This window comes from Erwinia sp. AnSW2-5, assembly GCF_045107195.1.
Classification (GTDB): Bacteria; Pseudomonadota; Gammaproteobacteria; order Enterobacterales; family Enterobacteriaceae; genus Erwinia.
In genome coordinates, this window is the sequence record NZ_JBJGXA010000010.1 from 57,125 (window position 1) to 79,881 (window position 22,757).

General features: G+C 54.1%; 21 protein-coding genes and 1 other RNA gene. 6 read left to right on the forward strand and 16 right to left on the reverse strand.

The window, feature by feature from the left end; translation table 11 throughout:
* Nucleotides 1-4: 4 nt before the first annotated feature.
* The 3 genes from ACFL9S_RS08565 to rsmI form a co-directional block, all read right to left on the reverse strand.
* Entirely contained in the window at nucleotides 5-1,540 is a 1,536-nt protein-coding gene (locus tag ACFL9S_RS08565) for a methyl-accepting chemotaxis protein (RefSeq protein ID WP_405261429.1), read from the reverse strand.
* A gap of 994 nt (nucleotides 1,541-2,534) precedes the next feature.
* An RNA gene (gene rnpB / locus ACFL9S_RS08570) (RNase P RNA component class A) lies at nucleotides 2,535-2,914 on the reverse strand.
* Nucleotides 2,915-2,946: 32 nt separating this feature from the next.
* Nucleotides 2,947-3,810: a 16S rRNA (cytidine(1402)-2'-O)-methyltransferase gene (gene rsmI, locus ACFL9S_RS08575; RefSeq protein ID WP_227535167.1), complete on the reverse strand. Its 864-nt coding sequence runs from the start codon at nucleotides 3,808-3,810 to the stop codon at nucleotides 2,947-2,949.
* Nucleotides 3,811-3,872: 62 nt separating this feature from the next.
* On the opposite strand from rsmI, the gene ACFL9S_RS08580 reads away from it, so the two are divergent.
* The 4 genes from ACFL9S_RS08580 to dolP are packed head-to-tail and all read left to right on the forward strand — an operon-like array spanning nucleotide 3,873 to nucleotide 7,445.
* Entirely contained in the window at nucleotides 3,873-5,882 is a 2,010-nt protein-coding gene (locus ACFL9S_RS08580) for a penicillin-binding protein activator (protein WP_405261430.1), read from the forward strand.
* A complete protein-coding gene (locus tag ACFL9S_RS08585; protein ID WP_405261431.1) occupies nucleotides 5,840-6,232 on the forward strand; it encodes a YraN family protein in 393 nt (130 codons plus the stop codon). Before ACFL9S_RS08580 ends, ACFL9S_RS08585 begins: the two co-directional genes overlap by 43 nt.
* Before the next feature lie 39 nt (nucleotides 6,233-6,271).
* The gene (gene diaA / locus ACFL9S_RS08590) at nucleotides 6,272-6,862 is read left to right on the forward strand and encodes a DnaA initiator-associating protein DiaA (RefSeq protein WP_405261433.1); all 591 of its coding nucleotides are present in this window, start codon (nucleotides 6,272-6,274) and stop codon (nucleotides 6,860-6,862) included.
* A gap of 10 nt (nucleotides 6,863-6,872) precedes the next feature.
* Entirely contained in the window at nucleotides 6,873-7,445 is a 573-nt protein-coding gene (dolP, locus tag ACFL9S_RS08595) for a division/outer membrane stress-associated lipid-binding lipoprotein (RefSeq protein WP_405261434.1), read from the forward strand.
* 90 nt (nucleotides 7,446-7,535) lie between these two features.
* On the opposite strand, the gene ACFL9S_RS08600 is transcribed toward dolP, so the two are convergent.
* From ACFL9S_RS08600 to pmbA, 11 genes are all read right to left on the reverse strand, one after another.
* The gene (locus ACFL9S_RS08600) at nucleotides 7,536-9,446 is read right to left on the reverse strand and encodes a BglG family transcription antiterminator (RefSeq protein ID WP_405261435.1); all 1,911 of its coding nucleotides are present in this window, start codon (nucleotides 9,444-9,446) and stop codon (nucleotides 7,536-7,538) included.
* A 98-nt stretch (nucleotides 9,447-9,544) separates the two neighbouring features.
* Nucleotides 9,545-10,285, reverse strand: a complete 741-nt coding sequence (locus ACFL9S_RS08605) for a KDGP aldolase family protein (RefSeq protein ID WP_405261437.1) — start codon at nucleotides 10,283-10,285, stop codon at nucleotides 9,545-9,547.
* Nucleotides 10,282-11,403, reverse strand: a complete 1,122-nt coding sequence (locus ACFL9S_RS08610) for a DgaE family pyridoxal phosphate-dependent ammonia lyase (protein ID WP_405261594.1) — start codon at nucleotides 11,401-11,403, stop codon at nucleotides 10,282-10,284. Before ACFL9S_RS08610 ends, ACFL9S_RS08605 begins: the two co-directional genes overlap by 4 nt.
* The gene (locus ACFL9S_RS08615; protein WP_405261438.1) at nucleotides 11,387-12,520 is read right to left on the reverse strand and encodes an amidohydrolase/deacetylase family metallohydrolase; all 1,134 of its coding nucleotides are present in this window, start codon (nucleotides 12,518-12,520) and stop codon (nucleotides 11,387-11,389) included. The genes ACFL9S_RS08610 and ACFL9S_RS08615 overlap by 17 nt, the downstream gene beginning before the upstream one ends.
* 45 nt (nucleotides 12,521-12,565) lie before the next feature.
* Nucleotides 12,566-13,216 carry a DUF4310 family protein gene (locus ACFL9S_RS08620; RefSeq protein WP_405261439.1) on the reverse strand — a complete coding sequence of 217 codons (651 nt, stop codon included), beginning with the start codon at nucleotides 13,214-13,216 and terminating at the stop codon, nucleotides 12,566-12,568.
* A 7-nt stretch (nucleotides 13,217-13,223) separates the two neighbouring features.
* Nucleotides 13,224-14,000 (reverse strand): DUF4311 domain-containing protein, encoded by a 777-nt coding sequence (locus ACFL9S_RS08625; RefSeq protein WP_405261440.1) that lies wholly within the window; start codon nucleotides 13,998-14,000, stop codon nucleotides 13,224-13,226.
* Nucleotides 14,001-14,091: 91 nt separating this feature from the next.
* A complete protein-coding gene (locus ACFL9S_RS08630) occupies nucleotides 14,092-14,391 on the reverse strand; it encodes a DUF4312 family protein (RefSeq protein WP_405261441.1) in 300 nt (99 codons plus the stop codon).
* Nucleotides 14,391-14,750, reverse strand: a complete 360-nt coding sequence (locus tag ACFL9S_RS08635) for an SFCGS family glycine-rich protein (protein ID WP_133842519.1) — start codon at nucleotides 14,748-14,750, stop codon at nucleotides 14,391-14,393. The genes ACFL9S_RS08630 and ACFL9S_RS08635 overlap by 1 nt, the downstream gene beginning before the upstream one ends.
* Before the next feature lie 84 nt (nucleotides 14,751-14,834).
* The gene (locus tag ACFL9S_RS08640) at nucleotides 14,835-15,155 is read right to left on the reverse strand and encodes a glycine dehydrogenase (protein ID WP_405261442.1); all 321 of its coding nucleotides are present in this window, start codon (nucleotides 15,153-15,155) and stop codon (nucleotides 14,835-14,837) included.
* A 617-nt stretch (nucleotides 15,156-15,772) separates the two neighbouring features.
* Nucleotides 15,773-16,156, reverse strand: coding sequence for a cytochrome b562 (gene cybC / locus ACFL9S_RS08645; protein ID WP_405261443.1), 384 nt, complete (start codon nucleotides 16,154-16,156; stop codon nucleotides 15,773-15,775).
* Nucleotides 16,157-16,251: 95 nt separating this feature from the next.
* Complete coding sequence (gene pmbA, locus ACFL9S_RS08650; protein ID WP_405261444.1) at nucleotides 16,252-17,592, reverse strand: metalloprotease PmbA; 1,341 nt, start codon at nucleotides 17,590-17,592, stop codon at nucleotides 16,252-16,254.
* Between the two features lie 163 nt (nucleotides 17,593-17,755).
* Here pmbA and yjgA point away from each other — a divergent pair, with 163 nt between their 5' ends.
* Entirely contained in the window at nucleotides 17,756-18,301 is a 546-nt protein-coding gene (gene yjgA / locus ACFL9S_RS08655; protein WP_133842523.1) for a ribosome biogenesis factor YjgA, read from the forward strand.
* A gap of 49 nt (nucleotides 18,302-18,350) precedes the next feature.
* On the opposite strand, the gene mpl is transcribed toward yjgA, so the two are convergent.
* Nucleotides 18,351-19,703: a UDP-N-acetylmuramate:L-alanyl-gamma-D-glutamyl-meso-diaminopimelate ligase gene (mpl, locus tag ACFL9S_RS08660; RefSeq protein WP_405261445.1), complete on the reverse strand. Its 1,353-nt coding sequence runs from the start codon at nucleotides 19,701-19,703 to the stop codon at nucleotides 18,351-18,353.
* A 166-nt stretch (nucleotides 19,704-19,869) separates the two neighbouring features.
* On the opposite strand from mpl, the gene fbp reads away from it, so the two are divergent.
* Complete coding sequence (gene fbp / locus ACFL9S_RS08665) at nucleotides 19,870-20,868, forward strand: class 1 fructose-bisphosphatase (RefSeq protein ID WP_405261446.1); 999 nt, start codon at nucleotides 19,870-19,872, stop codon at nucleotides 20,866-20,868.
* An 88-nt stretch (nucleotides 20,869-20,956) separates the two neighbouring features.
* On the opposite strand, the gene ACFL9S_RS08670 is transcribed toward fbp, so the two are convergent.
* A complete protein-coding gene (locus ACFL9S_RS08670) occupies nucleotides 20,957-22,522 on the reverse strand; it encodes a methyl-accepting chemotaxis protein (protein ID WP_405261447.1) in 1,566 nt (521 codons plus the stop codon).
* Nucleotides 22,523-22,757 lie beyond the last annotated feature (235 nt).

A 22,757-nucleotide genomic window follows, 5' to 3' on the forward strand; every position in this document is an offset into this window, starting at 1 on the left:
CTAATCAGCCACCATAGACATGAATCGCGTTAGTCAGGCGTATTGCCTGATGATGGAGGTTTTCCGCCGTCTCTACCGATTGCAGCACCATTTCAGTGTTGCTCTGGGTCATCGTTTCAATTTCAGTGATCGACTGATTGATCAGCGACAGTGCCGAAGTCTGCTCCTGAGCCGCCAGAGAGGTCTCGCGGATCATGGTGGACACCTGCATGACTTCATTGACGATGGTCGCAATATGCCGGCCCGCATGTTCGACCATCTGTTCGCCAGATTTTACGCTGCGGACGTTGTCATCAATCAGTGCCTTGATTTCACTGGCGGCAGAGGCGGAGTGCAGAGCCAGCTGGCGCACTTCCGCAGCAACCACGGCAAAGCCGCGCCCCATTACACCGGCTCTGGCGGCTTCGACGGCGGCATTCAGGGCAAGGATATTGGTCTGAAAAGCAATGCTGTCAATCACACTGATAATATCAACAATTTTATGACTGGCAGTGGAGATGGACTCCATCATCCCGATGGTTTCGGCCATCATATCGCCACCTCTGCGCGCCGTCTGGCTGGCGGTTTCCGCTAATACCGTCACCTGAACGGCCGTTTCCAGACTTTGTTGCACGGCCACCGTGATTTCCTCAATCGCGGTCGCGGTTTGCTGCAAATTGGCCGAGGTTTCTTCGGTACGCACATTCAGTGCCACATTATTGTCAGCCAGCTGCTGGCTGACATCCATCATGCCCTGTACCTGGGCTCCCACATCGTCAACCAGCGAATTAAGGTTGAGAGAGAACTGGTTAATGGATCGCATCAGTAAGCCAATTTCATCAACACGGTTGAAATGAATGTGCCCGGTTTTACGGCCGGAAACTACCTTCTGTGCCTGCTGCTGCATAATGTTAAGTGGGCGGCTGATCTGCTGATGCAGAAACACATCGCAGAGGAGCAATAAGAGAGCCATGATCAACGCGATAACACCGGGATTAACATTACCTGCGGCCAGCAATACTGGGGCCAGGGCGAGGAGAAATAACGGGCAGCGCATGCGCCAGCGGACCGAAAGACGTTGCATCAGCGATAATGGTGAAAAGAATCCGCTGCGTACCACAAGGCCTTTATAAAAACGGCGTGTCCCTGCCTGTTTATTTTTTACGGCAGCGTAAAGCGGGGCGGCAAAATTTATTTCCCCGGCCGAGGGGGTATTACGCACCGAAATATAGCCGGATAACTTATCGTCATGATAGACCGGGGTGACATTGGCACGCACCCAATAGTGATCACCACTTTTACGTCGGTTCTTGACCAGCCCTGTCCAGCTGTCACCTTGCTGTAAGGTGTACCACATATCGGCAAAAGCCTCAGCGGGCATATCCGGGTGACGCACCAGATTATGTGGCTGAGAGATCAGTTCAGTATCAGAGTATCCGCTGACCCGGATAAAAGCGGAATTGGCGTAAGTAATATTGCTCTGTGTATCCGTCGTGGACATTAATGTTGTATCCACGTCCAACAGATACTCCTGTTGCGTAACAGGTGCATGGCTTTTCATTTCGAATCCCGGTGAGAGTTATTGAGGATATCAATTTAAAAACGTTATTTATTTGTTTGTTTTTTATTAAATTACATACTAAAAAAAATCTCAGCCAGAATAGGACATAAAGGCACCAGTAGTACGCTGAATTTATGACGAGGTGCTAACACTGTCAAATCATTATTAATTTTTAAGAAAAAAAACAAGGAATCATTAAGGGTGATGATGTTATCAATTATTTTAATTAAGACTATTTATGTGATGATATACATTTATTTAGCGAAAGTATGTTAAACAGTTGATTATGTTTTTCTCATTTTAGGGTGTTATTGCACAGGCGCGGTGATTTTTCTGGTGAATGTGACAATAAGATTAAAACAACAAAAAATAAGCCATCAGCACAATGATTAGCGCTGAAGCTGCCTTATAAAACAAGACAGGCATAGAGCCGAAGTGGCTGACCCTCTGTTTCGGTCGTGTAGTGGACGACCACTGAGGGATCCCCACAAAAATGAATGGCTGGCAGTCTGGCTTCAGGTCCGGTGCCAGTTTGAGCACGCCGGAACGGCAACGGCCGCATCCATGCGGGCCTCGGCACGCGGCGTCCCTGCCGCGTGACGTCCGGCTTATCTCAAACTGGCCCCATCCCCGCAGAACCGTTGCTCGCTATGAGTTTTAAAAACCCGACGCCATTGCGATCGGGTACTTTATGGGGATACCTCAGTGGACGACCATTTGTTTCGGTCGGCCAGCAACGCGCACCATCAACACGGGTCGATCGGAAAAGATGATCGACCCCTACGGTTAATTGCATGTCGAGGACAGTCATTCATCGTGCCGTTAAATACTGAAAAGCAAAAAACCCGCCGAAGCAGGTTTTTATACTGAATGAGTTCGAAGCTGACCGGTAAGCCGCCTTCCTGTCATAGAGAGTGTCGTGGACAGTCATTCATCCCGCCGTTAAATACTGAAAAGCAAAAAACCCGCCGAAGCGGGTTTTCATACTGAATGAGTTCGAAGCTGACCGGTAAGCCGGGTTCTGTCGTGGACAGTCATTCATCTAGGCCAGCAATCGCTCACTGGCTCAAGCAGCCTACCCGGGTTCAGTACGGGCCGTACCTGGTGAACCCCTATTTGGCCTTGCTCCGGGTGGAGTTTACCGTGCCACGAACTGTTGCCAGCCGCGCGGTGCGCTCTTACCGCACCCTTTCACCCTTACCTGATCCCACTTGCGTGGGCCATCGGCGGTTTGCTCTCTGTTGCACTAGTCGTGGGCTTGCGCCCCCCAGGCGTTACCTGGCACCCTGCCCTATGGAGCCCGGACTTTCCTCCCCTTTGTCTGTCTCCCCCGAAGGAGGACGGCAACAAAGCGGCGACTGTCTGGTCAGCTTCGGCGCGCAGTGTATAGGGTTTTCTACGACTTGTCACTCACCCTGCTGTTCCAGCGCATGCTTATACAGTGCATTTTTCTTCACGCCGTGAATTTCGGCGGTGAGTGCAGCGGCTTTCTTCAGGGGAAGCTCCGCCTGCAACAGGGCCAGGGTTCGCAGAGCTTCCACGGGCAAAGCCTCTTCAACAGCGTGATAACCTTCAACAATCAGCACCATCTCACCTTTACGGCGGTTTTCGTCTTCCAGCACCCACGCCAGCAGTTCACCCACTGGCGCGCCAAAGATCGACTCCCAGGTTTTGGTGATTTCACGCGCCAGCACCACATAACGATCGGGGCCCAGCACAGTGACCATATCTTGCAGGCTATCCAGCAGGCGATGCGTGGACTCGTAGAAAATAATGGTGCGGGGTTCCTGCTCAAGTGCGCGTAAGGTGTCACAGCGCCCTTTACTTTTCGCCGGCAGAAACCCTTCGTAGCAGAAACGGTCAGACGGTAATCCGGCAGCGCTTAATGCAGTGATCGCTGCGCAGGCACCGGGTAACGGCACGACACGGATGCCCGACTCGCGGCACAAGCGCACCAGATGGTAGCCGGGATCATTAATTAACGGCGTGCCAGCATCGGAAACTAACGCTATGCTTTGACCTTCGCGCAGCTTCTCCAGCAACACCTCGGCCTTCTGCTGTTCATTATGATCGTGCAATGCGAAGAGCCGCGCATTGATGGCGAAATGTTGTAGCAACAGCCCGGTATGACGTGTATCTTCCGCAGCGATCAGATCGACGCTCGCAAGCACCTTCAGTGCCCGCTGGGTGATATCGCCCAGGTTACCGATTGGTGTTGGAACGATATAGAGCGTGCTGGCAGAAATATCTGCCCGATCGTGTTGTTTCATTGTTTGATCCGAATTGCCGATTTAATATTGAGCATCTTGAAAAAAACATCACTGGATACAGTATGCTTCCTTCGAAAGTAGTTCACTGCAAAGCAGTACGCACCATGCCGCTGCTGCTGGCCGCCCTGATTTTTGCCGGTTGTACCGGCCAGGCTCCGCAAACGCCTCAGGCGAATGTACAGGGGGCCGCCACCGGCACCTCTGACTATTATCTGCAGCAGGTGCAGCAAAGCTCAGATGATAACAAGGTTGACTGGCAATTACTTGCAATCAGAGCGTTGTTGAATGAAGGGAAGGCTCCTCAGGCCAACGATCAGCTGACGCAACTCCCTCAGGATCTGAACGCGACCCAGCGTCAGGAGCAGTTACTGCTTCAGGCACAGCTGAGTGTGGCGCAGCAAAACCTGCCGGATGCGGCTGAGAAACTGAAGCAAATTGATACCAACGCCCTGTCGAAGGATCAGCAGGTACGTTATTTCCAGTTGCAGATTGCCACCAGCCAGGGTCGCCCTTCGCTGGATGTTCTGCGCGCCTGGATTGCTCAGGAACCGCTGCTGACCAATCCGGCCGATAAGCAGAAGAATATCGATGCCACCTGGCAAACGCTGACGCAGTTGACCCCGGATCAGATGAACAGTCTGACCATTAATGCCAATGAAAATGTGTTGCAGGGCTGGTTAGATCTACTCGGTGTGTACCGTGCGAACGTCAGCGACCCGGATATGCTGAAAGCAGGTATCAGTGACTGGCAAACGCGTTATCCGTATAACCCGGCAGCCAAAATGCTGCCAACGGCGCTAACGCAGGTGCAGAACTTCCAGCCTGCTTCCACCGGAAAAATCGCCCTGCTGCTGCCGTTGAGCGGCCAGGCACAGGTGTTTGCTAACGCCATTCAGAAAGGGTTTAACGACGCGAAGAACGGTGTGCTGGCTCAGAGCAGTGCCCCAGCCGTTGCCGCTCCGGTGCAGGCTCCTGACGCTGTGCAGGCTGCACCCGATGCGGTGGTCAGCCCGTCCGCCGACGCAACCACGGCTCAGCCTGCTGACGTTCAGCCGCAATCGGTCCCGGCCAACAGCGTAGAAACCGCTGCGCCATCCAGCAACACCCAGATTCAGGTGTATGACACCAGCACCCAGCCCATCGAACAGATCCTCACCCAGGCGAAGAATGATGGCGCCACGCTGGTGGTGGGACCGCTGCTGAAAAATCACGTTGAACAATTGGCTAACAGCCAGACATCACTGAACGTTCTGGCCCTGAATGAGCCTGAATCCTTCCAGAACCGTCCGAATCTTTGCTATTTTGCGCTTTCTCCTGAAGACGAAGCCCGTGATGCCGCGCATCATATGTGGGACCAGGGCAAACGTACCCCGCTGTTGCTGGTACCACGCAGCTCGTTAGGCGACCGCGTAAACAAAGCCTTTGCCGCTGAGTGGCAGAAACTGGGCGGTGGCACGGTGTTGCAGCAGCAGTTTGGTTCGAAAACCGAACTGAAACAGAGCATTAACAGCGGTGCAGGTATCCGCTTGAGCGGCTCGCCGATCACCGTACAGCCTACGGCTGCGACAGGAGTCACCATTGGCGGCCTGAACATTCCCGCCCAAGTCGATGCCCAAGTCAGTAGCGGCAGCGGCAGCGTGGATTCCGTGTATATTGTCGCCACTCAGGACGAGCTGACGCTGATTAAGCCGATGATCTCCATGCGTGTGAGCAGCCGTGATAATGTGGGGCTGTATGCCAGCTCACGCAGCTATCAGGCAGGAGCAGGCCCTGACTTCCGTCTTGAGCTGGACGGTTTACAGTTTAGCGACATCCCGCTTCTCTCTGGTGCGAATCCGGCACTGATGCAGCAGGCGGCGAAGGCGTTTAACAATGATTACTCACTGGTTCGTCTGTATGCGATGGGCATTGATGCCTGGACGCTGGCGAATCACTTCAGCGAGATGCGCTCACTGCCAGGTTTCCAGATTAAAGGCGATACCGGCAATCTGAGTGCAAATCAGGACTGCGTCATTAACAGGAAGTTAGTGTGGAGCCAGTATCGTCAGGGCCAGATCGTCCCGGCCAGCTGAGTCGACAACAGCAGGGGGCGGCCTGTGAACGTCAGGCCCGTCACCTGCTGGAAACATCAGGTTTGAGTTTTGTCGCTGCGAATGTGCGTTACCGCGCAGGCGAAATCGATCTGATTATGCGCGATAAGCAGGTGTGGGTTTTTGTTGAGGTGCGCTATCGACGCAATGACCGCTTTGGCGGCGCAGCAGCCAGTATTACGCGCAGTAAACAGCAAAAGCTGTTGCGCGCTGCGGCGTTGTGGCTCAACAGTCGTGGACAGAGCTTCGACACGACGGACTGTCGTTTTGATGTGGTCGCGATCACCGGCGAACAGGTAGAATGGTTGCCTGATGCATTTACAGCAGAATAAGAGCCTGTTTGAAAAGGCTAAACTAACCAGGTGAATGACGTGCTGGAAAGAATTAAAGTCTGTTTTACCGAAAGTATTCAAACGCAGATCGCAGCTGCAGAAGCGCTGCCGGATGCCATAGCACGCGCGGCGATGACCATGGTGCAGTCACTGCTGAATGGCAACAAAATCCTGAGCTGTGGCAACGGAACCTCCAGCGCCAATGCCCAGCATTTTTCTGCCAGCATGATCAACCGTTTTGAGACCGAGCGCCCGAGCCTGCCAGCCATCGCCCTGAGCGCAGACAATGTGCTGCTGACGGCGATTGGTAATGATCGCCTGCACGAAGAGATTTATGCCAAGCAGGTGCGGGCATTGGGCCACGCCGGTGATATTTTGTTGGCCATATCAACCCGCGGCAACAGCCGTGATATTGTCAAAGCCGTAGAAGCAGCGGTCACGCGTGATATGACGATTGTTGCGCTGACCGGCTACGACGGCGGTGAACTCGCCGGTCTGCTGGGACCACAGGATGTGGAGATTCGTATCCCCTCGCATCGCAGCGCGAGAATTCAGGAAATGCATATGTTAACCGTGAATTGTCTGTGCGATTTAATAGATAACACTTTGTTTCCCCACCAGGATGTTTAAAGGAGCTTAAATGAAGGCATTATCTGCATGTGCAGTTATCCTTACCGCGTTGATGTTACAGGGCTGTGTGGCTGCGGTTGTTGGCAGCGCGGCGGTCGCAACGAAAAGCGCCACCGATCCCCGTTCCGTAGGAACTCAGGTGGATGATGGCACCTTAGAGCTGCGCGTAACGAACGCGCTATCCAAAGACGAACAGATCAAACAAAACACCCACATCGTTGCCACCGCCTATAAGGGCAAAGTGCTGCTGACCGGTCAGGCAACGAGCAGCGACCTGTCATCGCGCGCGAAACAGATCGCCGTTGGTGTGGATGGTGCAACCGAGGTGTATAACGAGATCCGCACCGGCAGCAAAGTCAGCTTCGGCACGGCATCTTCTGATACCTGGATCACCACCAAAGTGCGCTCCCAGCTGCTGGGTAGCGATCAGGTGAAATCCTCGAGCGTGAAAGTCACCACTGAGAATGGCGAAGTGTTCCTGCTGGGTCTGGTGACGGATTCAGAAGCGAAAGCGGCAGCAGATATCGCCAGCCGGGTGAGCGGCGTGAAGCACGTCACCACCGCGTTTACCATTCTGAAGTAAGAAAGGGTCAGGCGTGCCTGACCCCTACAAAAACCGCAATACGTTCAGATATCCGTAGGGGTCGGGCATGCCCGACCCGCTGCCACCGCATTACAACCTGCTTAAACAATCCATTGCTACCGCTTTAAAACTGGCAAAGTCTTTGCTATCCCGCAGTCGCGTCATTGCCCGCTCACGCATAAAGGTGACAAACAGGTCGTAAATGGCCATCGCCTCTTCATACTCTGTTTTGCTGATCGCCAGCAGGAAAATCACATAGGCGGTTTCATCACCCCAGGCAATGCCCTCAGGTGCCAGCACGGTGTAAACGCAGGTTTTCTTTGCCAGTAAGCCAAGCGAGTGCGGCAACGCAATCCCTTCCCCCAGCATAGTGCTGACAATCGCCTCACGCTCTTCCACCGATGGGTAAAACGTCTCATCCACCCTCCCTTCTTCTTCCAGCCGATCGCATAACTGACGGAACAACTCAGAACGATCCATCGGGCGGTCGAGAATCAGGAAGTGGCTGGCATCAAAGAAGCGCTCCAGCATGTAAGGCCGGGTGCGATCGAGCAGCACCAGTTTGCCGATCTGCTCAAGCTGATAGTCAGTAGGGAACGGTGACATCACCACTACCGGCTTATCTTTATCGCTAAGGCGTACAGTGGAGATCACAAAGTCCTCCTCTACGCTCTCTTTCCGTTCGTATTCTCGTAGCGAGATAGTGTCACTCACGACGATCTGCGGATATTTCCGCAGCAGCATGGCTTCGATCATACGCACGGTAGAATTGCCGGTATCACACACCAACAGGATCTGCGGATGACGCTGATAGCCCACGTTGTAGTGGCGCTCCAGCCCGACGCCAATATGCAGTACCAGGAAACCGATCTCATTTTCACTGATGGTGTACGGCGAGTATTTCCCCCAGCTGGAGACTGCTGCCAGCGTCACATCCCAGGCCATCGGATAGTGCTGTTTAATATTCGACAACAACGGGTTAGGGATCTGGATCTGGTAACGCACCCGGGTGATCATCGTTTTTATGTGCGTCAGTAGATCGGCATGGAGCTGCGGATCGTTTTGCAGGTTAAAATTGTAATGGGTGTTAATGTAACTCAGGATGTAGTCCACCAGCGAGTCACCGTCATCCGGGCTGATCACGCTGGCAACGCTGTCCTCAACCCGGCGGGCGGCGATATTCACACGTAAATAGGCCTCTTCCGCAGGGGAGATCGCTTTACCCGTCATCGGTCTCATCAGATTCACGATATGGCGCGCCGCATCACGCACGTCGTCATCCACATCTTCCGCAGAGAAATCGGTCAGCGGGTAGCCTTCGCTAATACGACGCACCGCCACGGCACAGTAAAGGCGAAGATAAAACTCCCCCTCATCGGTCAGCCGGATCGTAAAGCGCGACAGGCACTGTTGCAACAGCGGTTGCAGGGTATCCAGCGTGCCGCTGTTCAACGCCTCCAGCCTTAATAACGGGCTGTCGATGTCCTCCTGGGCAATCTGATACAGCAGGTCCGTGAGGCAGGTGCGCATCGCCACTTCCGTCCCGAACAGCTTCATGCCGTAGCGGGGCTTGGTTTCAATCGCCAGCTGATAGCGCCCCAGCCATTCTCTGACTTCAGCCATATCACTTTGCAGCGTGGTGCGGCTGACAAACCACTCATCTGCCAGGTCTTCCAGCTTCAGGGAAAACGCCGAGGTGAGAAAACGGGTGAGCAGGTAGTGCACGCGTTCCGGTGAGGTGCGTGGGACGCGCAAATGAGAAGGTGATTGCTGTAGCAACGCGGTATAACGCGGCAGGTCCTCAATTTTCAGCTGGTAGCCCGCACCGCGATTCAGCACCAGGCTGGCACCGTGATCGGCCAGCAGTTCATTGAGGACATTGATATCGGTACGCACCGTGCGCGTCGAGACAGCGAAACGTCGCGCCAGCTCATCCTGCGGCAGCGTTTCGTTTTGCAGTAAATCAAACAACTGAGCCAGTCGTTGGTTAGGGAATCTCACGGGGGCACCACTTTTAAGCTGTTGACCAAAAGGAAAACTAACTTATTTTGCGAAGAAAAAATAGCACACCCCGGATAGTCCGGGGTGCAGGGACGAGATTAACCCACTAACTTTTTGGTTAATGCCAGTAACGTTGCCACATCTTCCGGGCGGGTCAATCCGGTGGCACTGTCAATAATGGAGCTGTAGATATGCGGAATGATTTTGCTGACGCCCGCTTCCAGCGCGATGCGCATAATCGTCTCATAGTTATCCAGATCGATACCGCCCGTCGGTTCCAGCCAGAAATCCTGCTCTGCACAGGCTTTTGCCACCGCTGTAAACTCGTCGATAGCCTTCAGTCCACCCATCGGGAAATACTTCACTGAGCTTCCGCCCATATCCTTCAGCATCGCAATCGCGGTGGCTACCGGCACAATACCGTCTGCCGCCTTTGAACTTTGTGGTCCGGTCGAGATCTTCACTTTTCCCGGCTGGCCGGTTGGCGACACCAGCCCGTTCACCACGGTCTGCGACTGCCCCAGCAACGCGCGGCTGGTGCCTACACCGGTAAAGACTTGATTAACATGCTGTGGCTGCACCTCAGCGGAGATGGCACTCACCATCAGCGACTGGTTCGGATCGCCCGCGCCCAGCCCAACGGACAGCGCGTTATCAATCAGCGCGGCGTACTCACGCATGTCCGCCACGGCGGTCGCCACATCGAGATAGTTTTTAGACAGCACGCCCACCAGAACGTGGCCTTCGGCCGCCAGCCAGATATCACGGGCGTTCTGTTTTGATCCGGCCAGGACATTCAGGCATACCCGGTCACGGTAAAATTTTGGTATCAGCGTCATGCGTGTTTCTCCCTGGTTAACAACGTCTGAATACAGATAAAAATGGTGTGCAGCTGATCCGCAGACACGCTGCGCACGTCCACTTCAACAATCCCTTCGTTGGCTTTATAGCCACGGAAATAGATGGCGATATCGCCGGTTTTGAGCGCCTGAACCACTTCCCCCGTCGTACGGCCAATGGTCGCTTCGTCAAAATGGATCTCAGCACGGGCGATATCGCGCCCGGCCGCATCCCACACCACGCGAGCCTGAATGCCGGACAGCTGGTTCAGGTTGTCGATAAATGGCGTCATTTTTTCCACCATCTGCGTTCCTGTTACCTTCTCCAGACGCTGGAAGTTTTCAATCGCCTGAGTCAGCCCAAGAATGCCCTCTTTGCCGACTTTCATCGCCCGACCAATGCCCTGCGACTGACGTTTTACCCATTCGACGTACTGCATTTTTCCGGTGACCAGCCCGCTGGTGGGTCCTTCAATGGCTTTGGCACCGCTGTAGATCACCAGGTCCGCCCCCAGCGCGTAATAGATCTGCAAATCTTCTTCGGCAGCGGCATCCACAATCAGCGGTACGCCGTGTTTCCGGGCGACCACTGCCGCCTGCTCGACGCTGAGATGGCTTTTCTGCACGCTGTGGTGCGATTTGATGTAGAGAATGGCTGCCGTTTGCGGCGTGATGGCCGCCGAGAGCTGTTCAGGTGAACATTCGTTGGCGTAGCCTGCTTCCACAAGGCGCCCGCCTCCCAGCGTGACCATCGTGCCGACGGGCGCGCCAAAGTTCACGTTGTGGCCCTTTGGCAACACGATATCGTGTGGCACGCTCAGCGGTGCGGCATGGAGGTTTTCCAGCAGCCAGTCGTTATCTTTGACGATCACCGCCGCCACAGACTGCGCGATCCCTGCCGATGCGCAGGAGACCACCACCGCCGCTTCACAGCCCAACAGTCCGGCAATATAAGCGCCGGTTTTGTTAACCAGGTCTTTCATTTCAAAGTAGTGATTCAGACCATCATTCACCGTCTCCACCACATCCGCGCTCGGGGTCGACACACCAAGAATGGTCATGCGGCCCGAGGCGTTAATCACCTGCTTTAAGCCATATTTTTCATATACTGAAGTCATCACGTTTTTTCCCTTCGTTAGTCACGAATGCCTGTCCGCCCACCACAGCAACCAGCGGCACCAGGTGTGTTTCGCCAGACAGCGTTTGTCCATCAGAATCACTGAACAGGCAGGTTTCCTGTTTCACCTCAAAGACAGTCAGATCAGCATCCTGTCCCGGCACAAGGCGCCCTTTACCCGCGAGCCGCAGCCCATCAGCGGCATGGCGGGTCACGCAATCAATCACCTGCGTCAGCGTCATACCGATGTTTAAGAATTTGGACATCACATGCGCCAGGGTATACACCGGGCCATTGAGACGGTTGCGGCAGTAGATATCCGAGCTGATGGTATGCGGTAAAATGCCCTGGGCGATGGCGGCCTGTGCCACTTCAAAACTGAAGCTGGCAGAGCCATGCCCGACATCCAGCCGCACACCGCGCTGCAACGCGCGGGTGATCGATGCGCGAAGCTGCCCTTCCGCCGTGAGGATGCGGTTCGGTTTGCCGTTATAGCAGTGAGTAATCATGTCGCCGGAGGTCAACAAATCGGCGATATCATCAAGATTCGGCGGGTTGTTACCGATGTGCACCATCAACGGCAGTTTGCCGTTTTCCTGCTGCATCGCTTTGGCACGCTCCAGCGGCTTGATACCGTTTTGTTCCACCACGCTGCTGCTGATACGGGCTTTCAAGCCGAGGATAAAGCCCGGTAAACGCTGCACCGCTGCGCGTACCGCAGGCCCGTCAATGCGTGCCATATCCGCCAGTTCATTCTGCGTCAAAATGCCACTGCGGGCGATGTTGAGCAGCGCATAGACGCGGGTGCTGGCGCTGCGGGTGAGCTGATAGAAATCATCAATATCGTCAGCACCGGTACTGCCCGCATCCACCACTGTTGTGACGCCCGTGTCCACACCAATGCGGTCGGCTTCATCATGGTAAATCGGGGATTTCGGGTAGCAGTGAACGTGCGAGTCAATCCAGCCTGCGCTCAGCCAGTAACGTCCGGCCAGGTCCCACTCGCGCATTGCCGGGCCCTCGACCAGGCCTGTCGCCGCAATTTTTCCGTCATTGATGGCGACATCGCTGAGAGTACCGTCGCTGAGACGGCCCCGCCGGATAATCAGATCAAACATTGCAGGCTCCTCAGCGTGGCGACATCAGGCCGCCACGCAGGTTAGTTACAGCGCAACCGGGAAGATCGCACCCAGCGCCATCGCCCCCAGGATCGCGCCACCGGTAATCGGCTTGTTCCACAGGTAGAACAGCAGCGACCCCGCCAGCGCACCCAGCCCGATGGGAATCGATGCCGCCATCGCAGACAGGATAATCAATGGACCGAGGAAGCGGCCGGAGGTATTCCCTGCCCCCATCATCACGTCGGCACCGTAGGTCGAGTCGCTGTTGTTGATGGTGAATTTACGCGCGAGAATAATCAGATATCCCACCGCCAGGCCCAGCGCCAGGCCGGTCACCAGCGAGGCGGCAAAGTTCGCCACAGGGAAGATAAACCCAGCTCCCAACAGCAGTGCAGGCACACCCAGACCGATCCCGGTCTGGATCGCCCCACCGATATCGAGGATCCCGACCAGCGATCCTTCAATGATGCGCGCAAACAGGAAGCTGGCACCGAAGGCCGCGACTGCGCCGTACACGCCCGTTTCCATTCCCGCACGCAGCATGGAGACGAAGGCCACTTCGTTGAAAGCCCCCAGCCCGTAGACGTAATACATATGCGTACCGGCGAATACACCGGAAGAGAGCAGCCCGACAAAGATCGGGAACGACCAGTCGGCATACCAGAAACCACTTTTTGTATTTTCCATTACCATCGTCCTCTTATTTGCCGCTCAGGGAGTTGTGGATCATATCCAGCCAGCCAGGCACGCCCAGATGGAAGGACTCCAGCAGCTTCATATCAAAGCCACGGAAGAAGCCGCTAAGAACGAACAGCAGGACGATGGCAATCATCATCACTTTGGTCACACGGTTCCAGCCTGCCTCTTCAACCCCTTTACCAATCAGGATGCCCAGTACCAGGCCCGGTACGGCGTTCCCCATGATCAGCTGCGCCAGCCCGCCAAAAATGGTGGCCCAGAAACCCGATTTTTTACCGGCATCAATCGCAGCCAGCCAGAAGATCACCGGCATCACGGTATTGACCAGCAGGTTGGCCGCAGGCACCAGCACTTTCACCGCCGTAACCTGTAAGGCTGCCGGTACCGCTGACGCCGTGGAGTTCAGGAACGCCACCACGATCATGCCGATGATGCCGCAGGCAATCGCCATCTTTTTCGGGTTGTGCAGGGTGTCTGCCACGTTGCGGTTTTTAACCATCAGTGCCGCCGCACCCCAGTTAGGGATAATGCGGTGGTCAACGTCCTGGGTAAAAGAACCCGCCGCCACAGACGATGCCCAGGCGTTAAAGAAGAAGCCCAGACCGAAAGAGAAGTGAGAGGCCGGATCGCCCTCACAGGAATTCAGTTCGCCCAATGTACGAAAAGCGCCCATGCCCTGGGTGGTAGGAGCATGGAACATGCGTGCCGCTCCTGCGCCGACACCGACACCGACAAGGCCGCCAATAATCAATGATTTAAATAAGATAATGAGGAACATCGGTCTTTCCTTTTGTTATGACCTCTCCGTTTCAGGCGGCAGAGAGACTGCCGCAGCTGAACGCGTGAAGGTATGCGCCCTGATGTTTTTTTTAGTGGGAAACGGTGAAATCCACGTTGTCTGTGTCCACCACCACGACGTTAACGGTGATCGCCAGATCGACGCTGTAGAGTCGCCGTTCACGCGCCAGAAAGAAGAACAGAAACTTTTCCGTTTTGACGCGCACCCCGGCCCGCAACACCTTGACATCCACCGGCTCAATGCGCAGAAGAATTTTGCTGGTGGACTTCAGTATCGTGTTTTGTACCCGGCTCAGGGCATCAGCAAAGGCTTTGCCTTTGCTGTCACCCTTACCGCTAACGTTCACTGTGGTGGTGAATTGTTCTTTCATCAGCCGTGCTTCTTCTGCCACGCCAGCACCAGACGCTCACCCAGCTCTTCTTTATCCATAAAGCCGAAGCCGAGTACCGTGGCACCTTCATTGATGGCAGTCACACCTTCATCAATGGAGCGCATACCGTGTTTGGCTTTGTAGCCGTATTTGTTCTGGGCGGTGATGGCACCCGCGCCGCCGCTGCCACAGAAGGAGATGCCGAAGGTAGCGTTTTCCGCCTTCATCACATCACCCAGTTTCATATCTGCCGCCACGCCCGGCACAACAATCGCTTTACCACCGGCTTTTTCGATCCCGGCGGCCACTTTCTGGCCTTTACCTAAACGGTCGCCAATCACTACGATAATTTGAGACATGCTGTGTTCCTTATTAATGGTATCGGGCGGGGCATGCCCCGCCCCTACGGATTGTCGTAGGGGTCGGGCATGCCCGACCCAGGTTTATTCGTTTTCTTTGGCTACTTCGAAATGAACGGAGAGCAACCAGGCTTCTTCTTTTGGCAGGTTGCCGAACAAATCAACCACCTGCTGCGCCAGCGTCATCGACTCAGGTGAAATATCCTCAAACAGTTCTTCTTCTACTTCTGGCAGCGTTTCTCCGGTCAGAGAACGCAGCGCCATTGCGCGCACATGGGAGGTAAGCATTTGCTGCTGAACAGGGTTAGGTTGAATATTTCGGGCGGCAAACATGTCGGTGATTTGTGTCATCACCTGTGCAGCCAGAGACTGAATGTCATTATCCTGTTCGGTTACCGCGCTCATTGGCACTATTCCATTACTCACGTTCGTCCCCTCTTAATTAACGATGAGAATAAATTACCTCCACGTTACCTTTCTGTGTAGAACGACTTTTTCCACATCGAAGCGGAAATAAACGGATGGCACCAGACTGATGTCGCAAAAAACGTTAATCCGTGCAGAAAAACCATTAAACTGAGATATTAATTGCAAAAATACAGCGTTATTTGCTTATTAAGCGCATGGGAAGGGATATATGAGGGGTAAAACATTTCAATAATCGCAGAAATAGAAGTAAAACTTATGATGTAAAAGCAGGCTGGGGATTTAAATGGTAGCGCCTGCTCATCCCGGCCACATAACCTTTTATGTTACCGGGATTCGCGGGTTTACCAATTTTTTCAACTCAATTATTAGAGGGTATTAATAATCGGAAATATTATAGATCACTTTTTATGGTGAAAACTCTCGCATTTATCTCCCGCACAAGGGAAGTCAGATAAAGATTCCGAACAATAAAAAATCGCGAGATATTCTCATTACCTACCATGTTGTACTCAGTGATTTTACGAAAAAAGGCGATGGTGTTATCTATCGCCCCTCAGATTGAACCTGAAACGGTGCCGCTCAGGGTTGCGTCTTTAGCGAAACTTCTTATGACCGGCATCTCGGGTAGCGGAGAAGTTCTTCGCCTCTTCCTTTGCACCTGCCAAATCACCGCTTGTTGCCAGCTTCAGGCTGGCATCAATCTGGCCAACCAGCGTATCCAGCTCTGCACGGTAATCTTTCATTCCGGCACTGTCGGCCGCCTGGCCTTTTAACTGATCCGGCGCCTGGGTTTTCGCATTCTCAGCGGCGGCACGCATATCGGTTAAGGCTCTGACCATTTCCGCCTTATCGTTGGTCTTCTGCACCGTGCGATAAGCACCTTTCAGGATATCCATATCGCCTGCCAGGTCCTGTGCCATCACGGAGGCACTTAACATCAGGGTCGTACTCAACATTGCAATCAATAACTTACGCATATCAGATCCTATTTTTATAAATGGGTATCATTCGGGCCTTAAAAAAGGCGGCTGTGTTCACAGCCACCTTTTCAGCATACGCGTAAATCTGTAAATTACTGCCCGGCAATCTTCATTTCTGGTAACAGAACGGATCCGCACTGGATATTACTGCGCGTTTCAATGTCGCTGCCGATGCTGACCATATTGCGCCACATCTCTTTCAGGTTACCGGCAATGGTAATTTCACTAACCGGATACTGGATCACGCCGTTTTCCACCCAGAAGCCCGATGCGCCCCGCGAGTAATCCCCGGTGATACCGCTCACGCCCTGGCCCATCAATTCGGTCACCAGCAGCCCGGTGCCAAGCTGTTTGAGCATCGCGTCAAAGCTGTGGCCTTGTCCGGCGATGCGCCAGTTATGAATGCCTCCGGCATGTCCGGTGCTTTGCAACCCCAGTTTGCGCGCGGAGTAACTGGTCAGCAGCCAGTTCTGCAACACGCCCTCTTTGATGATGTCGCGGCGCTGGGTACGGATGCCTTCACTGTCGAACGGCGTAGAAGCCAGTCCTTTCAGCAGATGCGGATGCTCTTCAATGGTCAGCCACTCCGGCAGGATTTGCTGGCCCAGTGAATCAAGCAGGAACGTCGATTTCCGGTAAACACTGCCGCCGCTGATGGCGCCCACCAGGTGGCCGAATAAGCCCGTCGCGACTTCAGCAGCAAACATCACCGGCGCTTTCATGGTCGACAGCTTGCGCGGAGAAAGACGTGACAGGGTACGACGGGCGCACTCTTCGCCCACGGCTTCCGGTGACTTCAGGTCTTCAATGGCACGACCAATGGTGTAAGCGTAATCGCGTTCCATATCCCCGTTTTCTTCCGCGATCACACAGCTGGAAAGCGAGTGGCGGCTGGAACAATAGCCTTGCAGCATCCCGTGGCTGTTACCGAACACTTTAATCCCGACGTGGCTGTTAAAACTGCCGCCTTCGGTGTTGGTAATACGTTTATCCACTTTCAGTGCAGCCTGCTCGGCGCGAGCCGCCAGTTCGATAGCGCGGTCGGCGTCGATCTCCGCCGGGTGAAACAGGTCGAGATCCGGCGCATCAAACGCCAGCAGCTCACGATCGGCCACGCCCGCATAAGGGTCGGGAGAGGTGTAGCGGGCAATATCCAGCGCGGCCTGCACGGTGCGCTTTATCGCGTCCGGGCTGAGGTCGGTTGAAGAGGCACTGCCTTTACGATTCTGATGATAAACGGTGATGCCAAGCGCACCATCGCTGTTGAATTCAACATTTTCCACTTCGCCATAGCGCGTACTCACGCTGATGCCGGTGGTTTTGGTTACCGCGACTTCTGCTCCGTCGCTGCTGGCCTTTGCCAGTTCGAGTGCTGTCGCTATCGCCTGTTCCAGGATTTTACGCTGTTCTGCAACTTGGGAGAGTAATTTCATCGACCTGCCATATAATTAATAGTGCGATTTTTCGGTGGCTTACCGCGCTGGCGAAACCACACCAGGGGGATAAGGCTTCATTTCAGTCTAACAGACTCAGAGAACAATTTCGCAGTAGCCTCGTAACCTGATAGCATTAGCCTCTTTTTCAGGAGCCGTACCAATGACCAAGCAGCCCGACGACTGGCTCGATGATGTACCCGATAACGAAGAAGAAGAAGATGATGAGATTATCTGGGTCAGTAAAAGTGAGATTAAACGTGATGCCGAGGAGCTAAAACGCCTTGGTGCTGAACTGGTGGAACTGGGGAAAAACTCCCTGGACAAAATCCCACTGGATGAAGATCTGCGTGCCGCCATTGAACTGGCGCAGAAGATCAAGAAGGAAGGCCGCCGCCGCCAGATGCAGCTGATCGGTAAAATGCTGCGTTCACGCGATGAAGAGCCGATCCGTACTGCACTGGATAAGCTGAAGAACCGCCACAACCAGCAGGTTGCGCTGTTCCACAAGCTGGAAGTGCTGCGTGACCGTCTGGTGGAGCAAGGTGATGATGCCGTGCCAGAGGTGCTGAACCTCTATCCTCATGCCGACCGCCAGCAGCTGCGTGCGATGATCCGTAACGCGCAGAAAGAGAAAGCGACCAACAAACCGCCGAAAGCTTACCGCCAGATTTTCCAGTATCTGCGTGAGCTGGCCGAAGCGTCGTAAGGATGACTGTAGGGGCCGATCCGTTGTTTCGATCGGCCCCTGCTGCAGATTACGCCAACCGCTCTAGCAATTTCTGATGGATCCCACCAAAACCACCATTACTCATCACCAGGATGGTATCGCCCGGCTGGGCTTTTTTAGCGATCATTTCTATCAGCGTATCGAGATCGGCGCTCCACTGTGCTGGCTGAATGCAGGCCTCTGCTACTTCAGCGACCTGCCACGGAATGTGGTGCGGTTGATACAGGAACACTTCATCAGCGCGCCCCAGCGCCGGGGCTAAATCGTCCTTACTGATACCCATTTTCATGGTATTCGAACGGGGCTCCAGCACAGCCAGAATGCGCGCAGTACCACCGACTTTTCCGCGCAGCGCTGCCAGCGTCGCGAGGATTGCCGTTGGGTGATGGGCAAAGTCATCGTAAACCTTGATGCCGTTACTCTCCCCACGCAGCTCCAGACGACGACGCGCGTTGATAAAGTCGTTCAGCGCACGGCCCGCATCTTCCGGTTTCACACCAACATGACGTGCCGCAGCAATCGCCATCATGCCGTTATGCATGTTGTGCTCACCCACCAGCGACCAGTTCACTTCCGCCACACGCTCACCGTCCAGCAGCACTTCCCAGTGCGAGGCATCTGGCGACAGTTTCTTCGCCTGCCAGCGGCCGTTATCGCCCACAGTTTCCTGCTCGCTCCAGCAGCCCATCGCGATCACCTGTTTCAGGTTAGCATCATGTTCTGGAAGGATAATTTTCCCCTGGCCTGGCACGATACGGACCAGATGGTGGAACTGCTTCTGAATGGCACGCAGATCGTCAAAAATATCCGCATGGTCGAATTCGAGGTTGTTCAGGATCAGCGTGCGCGGGCAGTAATGAACGAACTTCGAGCGCTTGTCGAAGAACGCACAGTCGTACTCATCCGCCTCAATCACAAAGAATGGGCTTTTTCCTAAATTCGCAGATACCTCGAAGTTTCCAGGCACACCACCGATCACAAAACCGGGTTCATAGCCGCAGGCCTGTAAAATCCACGCAGCCATGCCCGCTGTGGTGGTTTTCCCGTGGGTTCCGGCTACCGCAATCACCCAGCGATCGCGCAGCACAAAGTCATGCAGCCACTGTGGGCCAGAGAGATAAGGAATATTGCGCTCCAGTACCGCTTCCACACAGGGATTTCCCCGGGTCATCGCGTTACCGATGATCACCAGGTCCGGTGCGGGATCGAGCTGAGAAGCATCATAACCCTGAATTAAATCAATACCCTGCTTTTCCAGCAACGTGCTCATTGGCGGGTAAACGTTAGCATCAGAGCCGGTGACTTCATGGCCGAGCGCGCGGGCCAGCATCGCCAGTCCCCCCATAAAGGTGCCGCAGATACCGAGGATATGAATACGCATAAAAGGTCCGTTTCGTAAAAGGTCGGCCTTAGTGTAACGCCCTCATCGTGCGGAAGAAACGGATTTGCCCTATGTTCTTTAGCATTCAATCGGCTAAACTGCGTACGCATACGTTGGCAGTTTGTGAATCAAGCTGCTACTCAACCGCAGATTCAGGGATTGTGTTATGAAAACGTTAGGCGAATTTATCGTCGAGAAGCAACACGACTTTCCGCACGCAACGGGTGAACTGACCGCTTTGCTCTCCGCGATCAAGCTGGGCGCGAAGATCATCCACCGCGATATTAATAAAGCTGGCCTCGTCGATATTCTGGGTGCCAGCGGCGCTGAAAATATTCAGGGCGAAGAGCAGATGAAGCTCGATCTGTTTGCCAATGAGAAGCTAAAAGCCGCACTGAAGGCCCGTGGCATTGTTGCCGGTATCGCGTCTGAAGAAGAAGATGAGTTCGTGATCTTTGAAGGCGCTGAAAACGGCAAGTACGTGGTGCTGATGGATCCTCTCGACGGCTCCTCGAACATTGATGTAAACGTTTCGGTCGGAACAATTTTCTCCATCTACCGTCGTCTTACCCCTCCGGGTACGCCGGTCACCGAAGAGGACTTCCTGCAGCCTGGCAGCCAGCAGGTTGCCGCCGGTTACGTGGTTTACGGCTCTTCCACCATGCTGGTTTATACCACTGGCTGTGGCGTACATGCCTTTACTTACGACCCGTCACTGGGCGTGTTCTGCCTGAGTGCGGAACGTATGACCTTCCCAGAAAAGGGTTACACCTATTCCATCAACGAAGGTAACTACATCCGCTTCCCGCAGGGTGTGAAAAAATACCTGAAATTCTGTCAGGAAGAGGATGCCGCCACCCGACGCCCTTATACCTCACGCTACATCGGTTCACTGGTGGCAGACTTCCACCGTAACCTGCTGAAAGGCGGGATCTACCTCTACCCAAGCACTGCCAGCTACCCGAAAGGTAAGCTGCGCCTGCTGTATGAGTGCAACCCGATGGCGTTCCTCGCGGAACAGGCAGGTGGTAAAGCCTCTGACGGCAAAAACCGTATTCTGGATCTGGTGCCAGAAAGCCTGCATGAACGTTCACCGTTCTTCGTCGGCAATGACCATATGGTCGATGATACCGAACGTTTCCTGCGTGAGTTCCCGGATAACTAAGCAGTAAACGTAATGACTTCCAGGGGCGGACCTTTTTTCAGGTCCGCCCTTTGTCATTGCGGAACAAGCGAAAAATCATCCCGGCAATTTATGCCACCTGGGCCACCTTAAATAGTGCCATTGTTTGCACTAACTGCTGAGACTGCTCTTCCAGCGACTGGGTGGCGGCGGCGGCTTCTTCCACCAGCGCGGCGTTCTGCTGCGCGACTTCGTCCATTTGCGTCACCGCCTGATTGACCTGCTCAATACCGCGACTCTGTTCCTGCGAGGCGCTGGAAATTTCTTTCATCAGCGTGGTCACTCGCATCACTTCCGTTGAGATTTCATCCATAGTTTCACCGGCTTTGGTCGCCATATCGGAACCTTCGTTGACGCGGATCTGCGACTCGCTAATCAGCGTACGGATCTCCTTCGCCGCCGTCGCACTGCGCTGTGCCAGGTTACGCACCTCCGTCGCAACAACGGCAAAACCGCGTCCCTGCTCACCGGCACGCGCCGCTTCTACAGAGGCATTCAGCGCCAGAATATTGGTCTGGAAGGCGATACCGTCGATCACACCAAGAATGTCGCCAATACGCTGTGAGCTGTTGGAGATTTCCCCCATTTTTTCCATCACGTAGCACACCACTTCCGCACCGCGATCGGCGGTATCAGAGACGGCGCGAGCCAGAAGGTGTGCCTGCTGGGCGTTATCCGCATTCTGCTTCACCGTGGCGGTGAGCTGCTCCATGCTCGCGGCAGTCTGTTCCAGTGATGCCGCCGACTCTTCGGTACGCTGAGAGAGGTTAAGGTTGCCCGAGGAGAGTTCGCGGCTGCCGATATCGATTTGCAAACTGGCATCGCGTACCAGGCCTACCGAATGCTGAAGCGACTGCTGCATTGCTCCCAGGGCAGCATTTAAACGGCCCAGTTCATTGTCACCACTTTCCGGTGCCGTTTGCGTCAGGTCTCCGCCCGCCACATGTTCCAGATGCCTGATGGCGTGATCCAGTGGCTTCAGCAACAGCATGCGCAGGATCCCCCATGCCAGCGCCACCAGCAGCAATGTCAGCGCACCACTCACCACAATCAGAACGGTCATCATGGTTTGACTGCGTGCCGCCTGAGCCATCTGCGTTGCGCTGACTTCGTCAGCATAAGTACCGAAATCCGCTACTGCGCCAGAGAATTTGCCCGCAACATCAGAGAGATTACCTTCCAGCACGCTGTAGTAATCATCGACATTCTGTTTTTGCAGCGCATTCATCAACGGCGTGATGCCATTGACGAGGTAATCCTGATGGGCTGCCACCACGGCTTCCGCAAGAATTCTGCCATGTTCCGTCACGGTTCCGGCATCAATGAATCGTTTCAGCTCCTGTTGCGATAAAGCCACGTAACTGGCGGAGCGTGTGGCTATTTTTGCCGCTTCATCCGGCAGGCCAACTTCCATTTTATGCACTGCCAGCGCAGCGGTGGCGCGGGTACGCAACAGATTGCCATTGCTCATATACAGCGCGTTCAACTCAATGCCCTGGATGCGATTGATGACATCCAGTGAGCGATTTCCCTTTTGAATCGCGATAATACCCATGACGCTAACCACTAAAAGCAACAGCGTCATCATGGCAAGTAACGACAATAAACCCGTACGTATTGAGATTCTCTTAAGCATGATCATTTCCCGATAGTGTGAAGTCTGGTCAATTCTGGTCCTTAAAATCGACGAAGTTATCGGCACTAACGGGAATTATCTTTAACCAAATTGGATAATGCATGATTTAGCACATCAAAATAGTGAATATTTTCCAGAAAAAAACCAGAGAACCCCACTCACTAAAATCATTAATAAAAAAAACAAATACAATAAGTTGAAGTATTTTCATTCAATGAAACAAACACCGATAGCG

What these genes read in the sequence shown, in the direction of transcription:
- cybC (WP_405261443.1), bottom strand. Translation starts at nt 16,156, where the DNA reads ATGCGTAAGTTATTGATTGCAATGTTGAGTACGACCCTGATGTTAAGT.
- ACFL9S_RS08615 (WP_405261438.1), bottom strand. Translation starts at nt 12,520, where the DNA reads ATGTTTGATCTGATTATCCGGCGGGGCCGTCTCAGCGACGGTACTCTC.
- mpl (WP_405261445.1), bottom strand. Translation starts at nt 19,703, where the DNA reads ATGCGTATTCATATCCTCGGTATCTGCGGCACCTTTATGGGGGGACTG.
- ACFL9S_RS08640 (WP_405261442.1), bottom strand. Translation starts at nt 15,155, where the DNA reads ATGAGCGCGGTAACCGAACAGGATAATGACATTCAGTCTCTGGCTGCA.
- ACFL9S_RS08625 (WP_405261440.1), bottom strand. Translation starts at nt 14,000, where the DNA reads ATGTTCCTCATTATCTTATTTAAATCATTGATTATTGGCGGCCTTGTC.
- ACFL9S_RS08630 (WP_405261441.1), bottom strand. Translation starts at nt 14,391, where the DNA reads ATGAAAGAACAATTCACCACCACAGTGAACGTTAGCGGTAAGGGTGAC.
- ACFL9S_RS08610 (WP_405261594.1), bottom strand. Translation starts at nt 11,403, where the DNA reads ATGACTTCAGTATATGAAAAATATGGCTTAAAGCAGGTGATTAACGCC.
- ACFL9S_RS08635 (WP_133842519.1), bottom strand. Translation starts at nt 14,750, where the DNA reads ATGTCTCAAATTATCGTAGTGATTGGCGACCGTTTAGGTAAAGGCCAG.
- ACFL9S_RS08565 (WP_405261429.1), bottom strand. Translation starts at nt 1,540, where the DNA reads ATGAAAAGCCATGCACCTGTTACGCAACAGGAGTATCTGTTGGACGTG.
- dolP (WP_405261434.1), top strand. Translation starts at nt 6,873, where the DNA reads ATGAAGGCATTATCTGCATGTGCAGTTATCCTTACCGCGTTGATGTTA.
- ACFL9S_RS08580 (WP_405261430.1), top strand. Translation starts at nt 3,873, where the DNA reads ATGCTTCCTTCGAAAGTAGTTCACTGCAAAGCAGTACGCACCATGCCG.
- ACFL9S_RS08620 (WP_405261439.1), bottom strand. Translation starts at nt 13,216, where the DNA reads ATGGTAATGGAAAATACAAAAAGTGGTTTCTGGTATGCCGACTGGTCG.
- ACFL9S_RS08605 (WP_405261437.1), bottom strand. Translation starts at nt 10,285, where the DNA reads ATGACGCTGATACCAAAATTTTACCGTGACCGGGTATGCCTGAATGTC.
- ACFL9S_RS08670 (WP_405261447.1), bottom strand. Translation starts at nt 22,522, where the DNA reads ATGCTTAAGAGAATCTCAATACGTACGGGTTTATTGTCGTTACTTGCC.
- pmbA (WP_405261444.1), bottom strand. Translation starts at nt 17,592, where the DNA reads ATGAAATTACTCTCCCAAGTTGCAGAACAGCGTAAAATCCTGGAACAG.
- rsmI (WP_227535167.1), bottom strand. Translation starts at nt 3,810, where the DNA reads ATGAAACAACACGATCGGGCAGATATTTCTGCCAGCACGCTCTATATC.
- yjgA (WP_133842523.1), top strand. Translation starts at nt 17,756, where the DNA reads ATGACCAAGCAGCCCGACGACTGGCTCGATGATGTACCCGATAACGAA.
- fbp (WP_405261446.1), top strand. Translation starts at nt 19,870, where the DNA reads ATGAAAACGTTAGGCGAATTTATCGTCGAGAAGCAACACGACTTTCCG.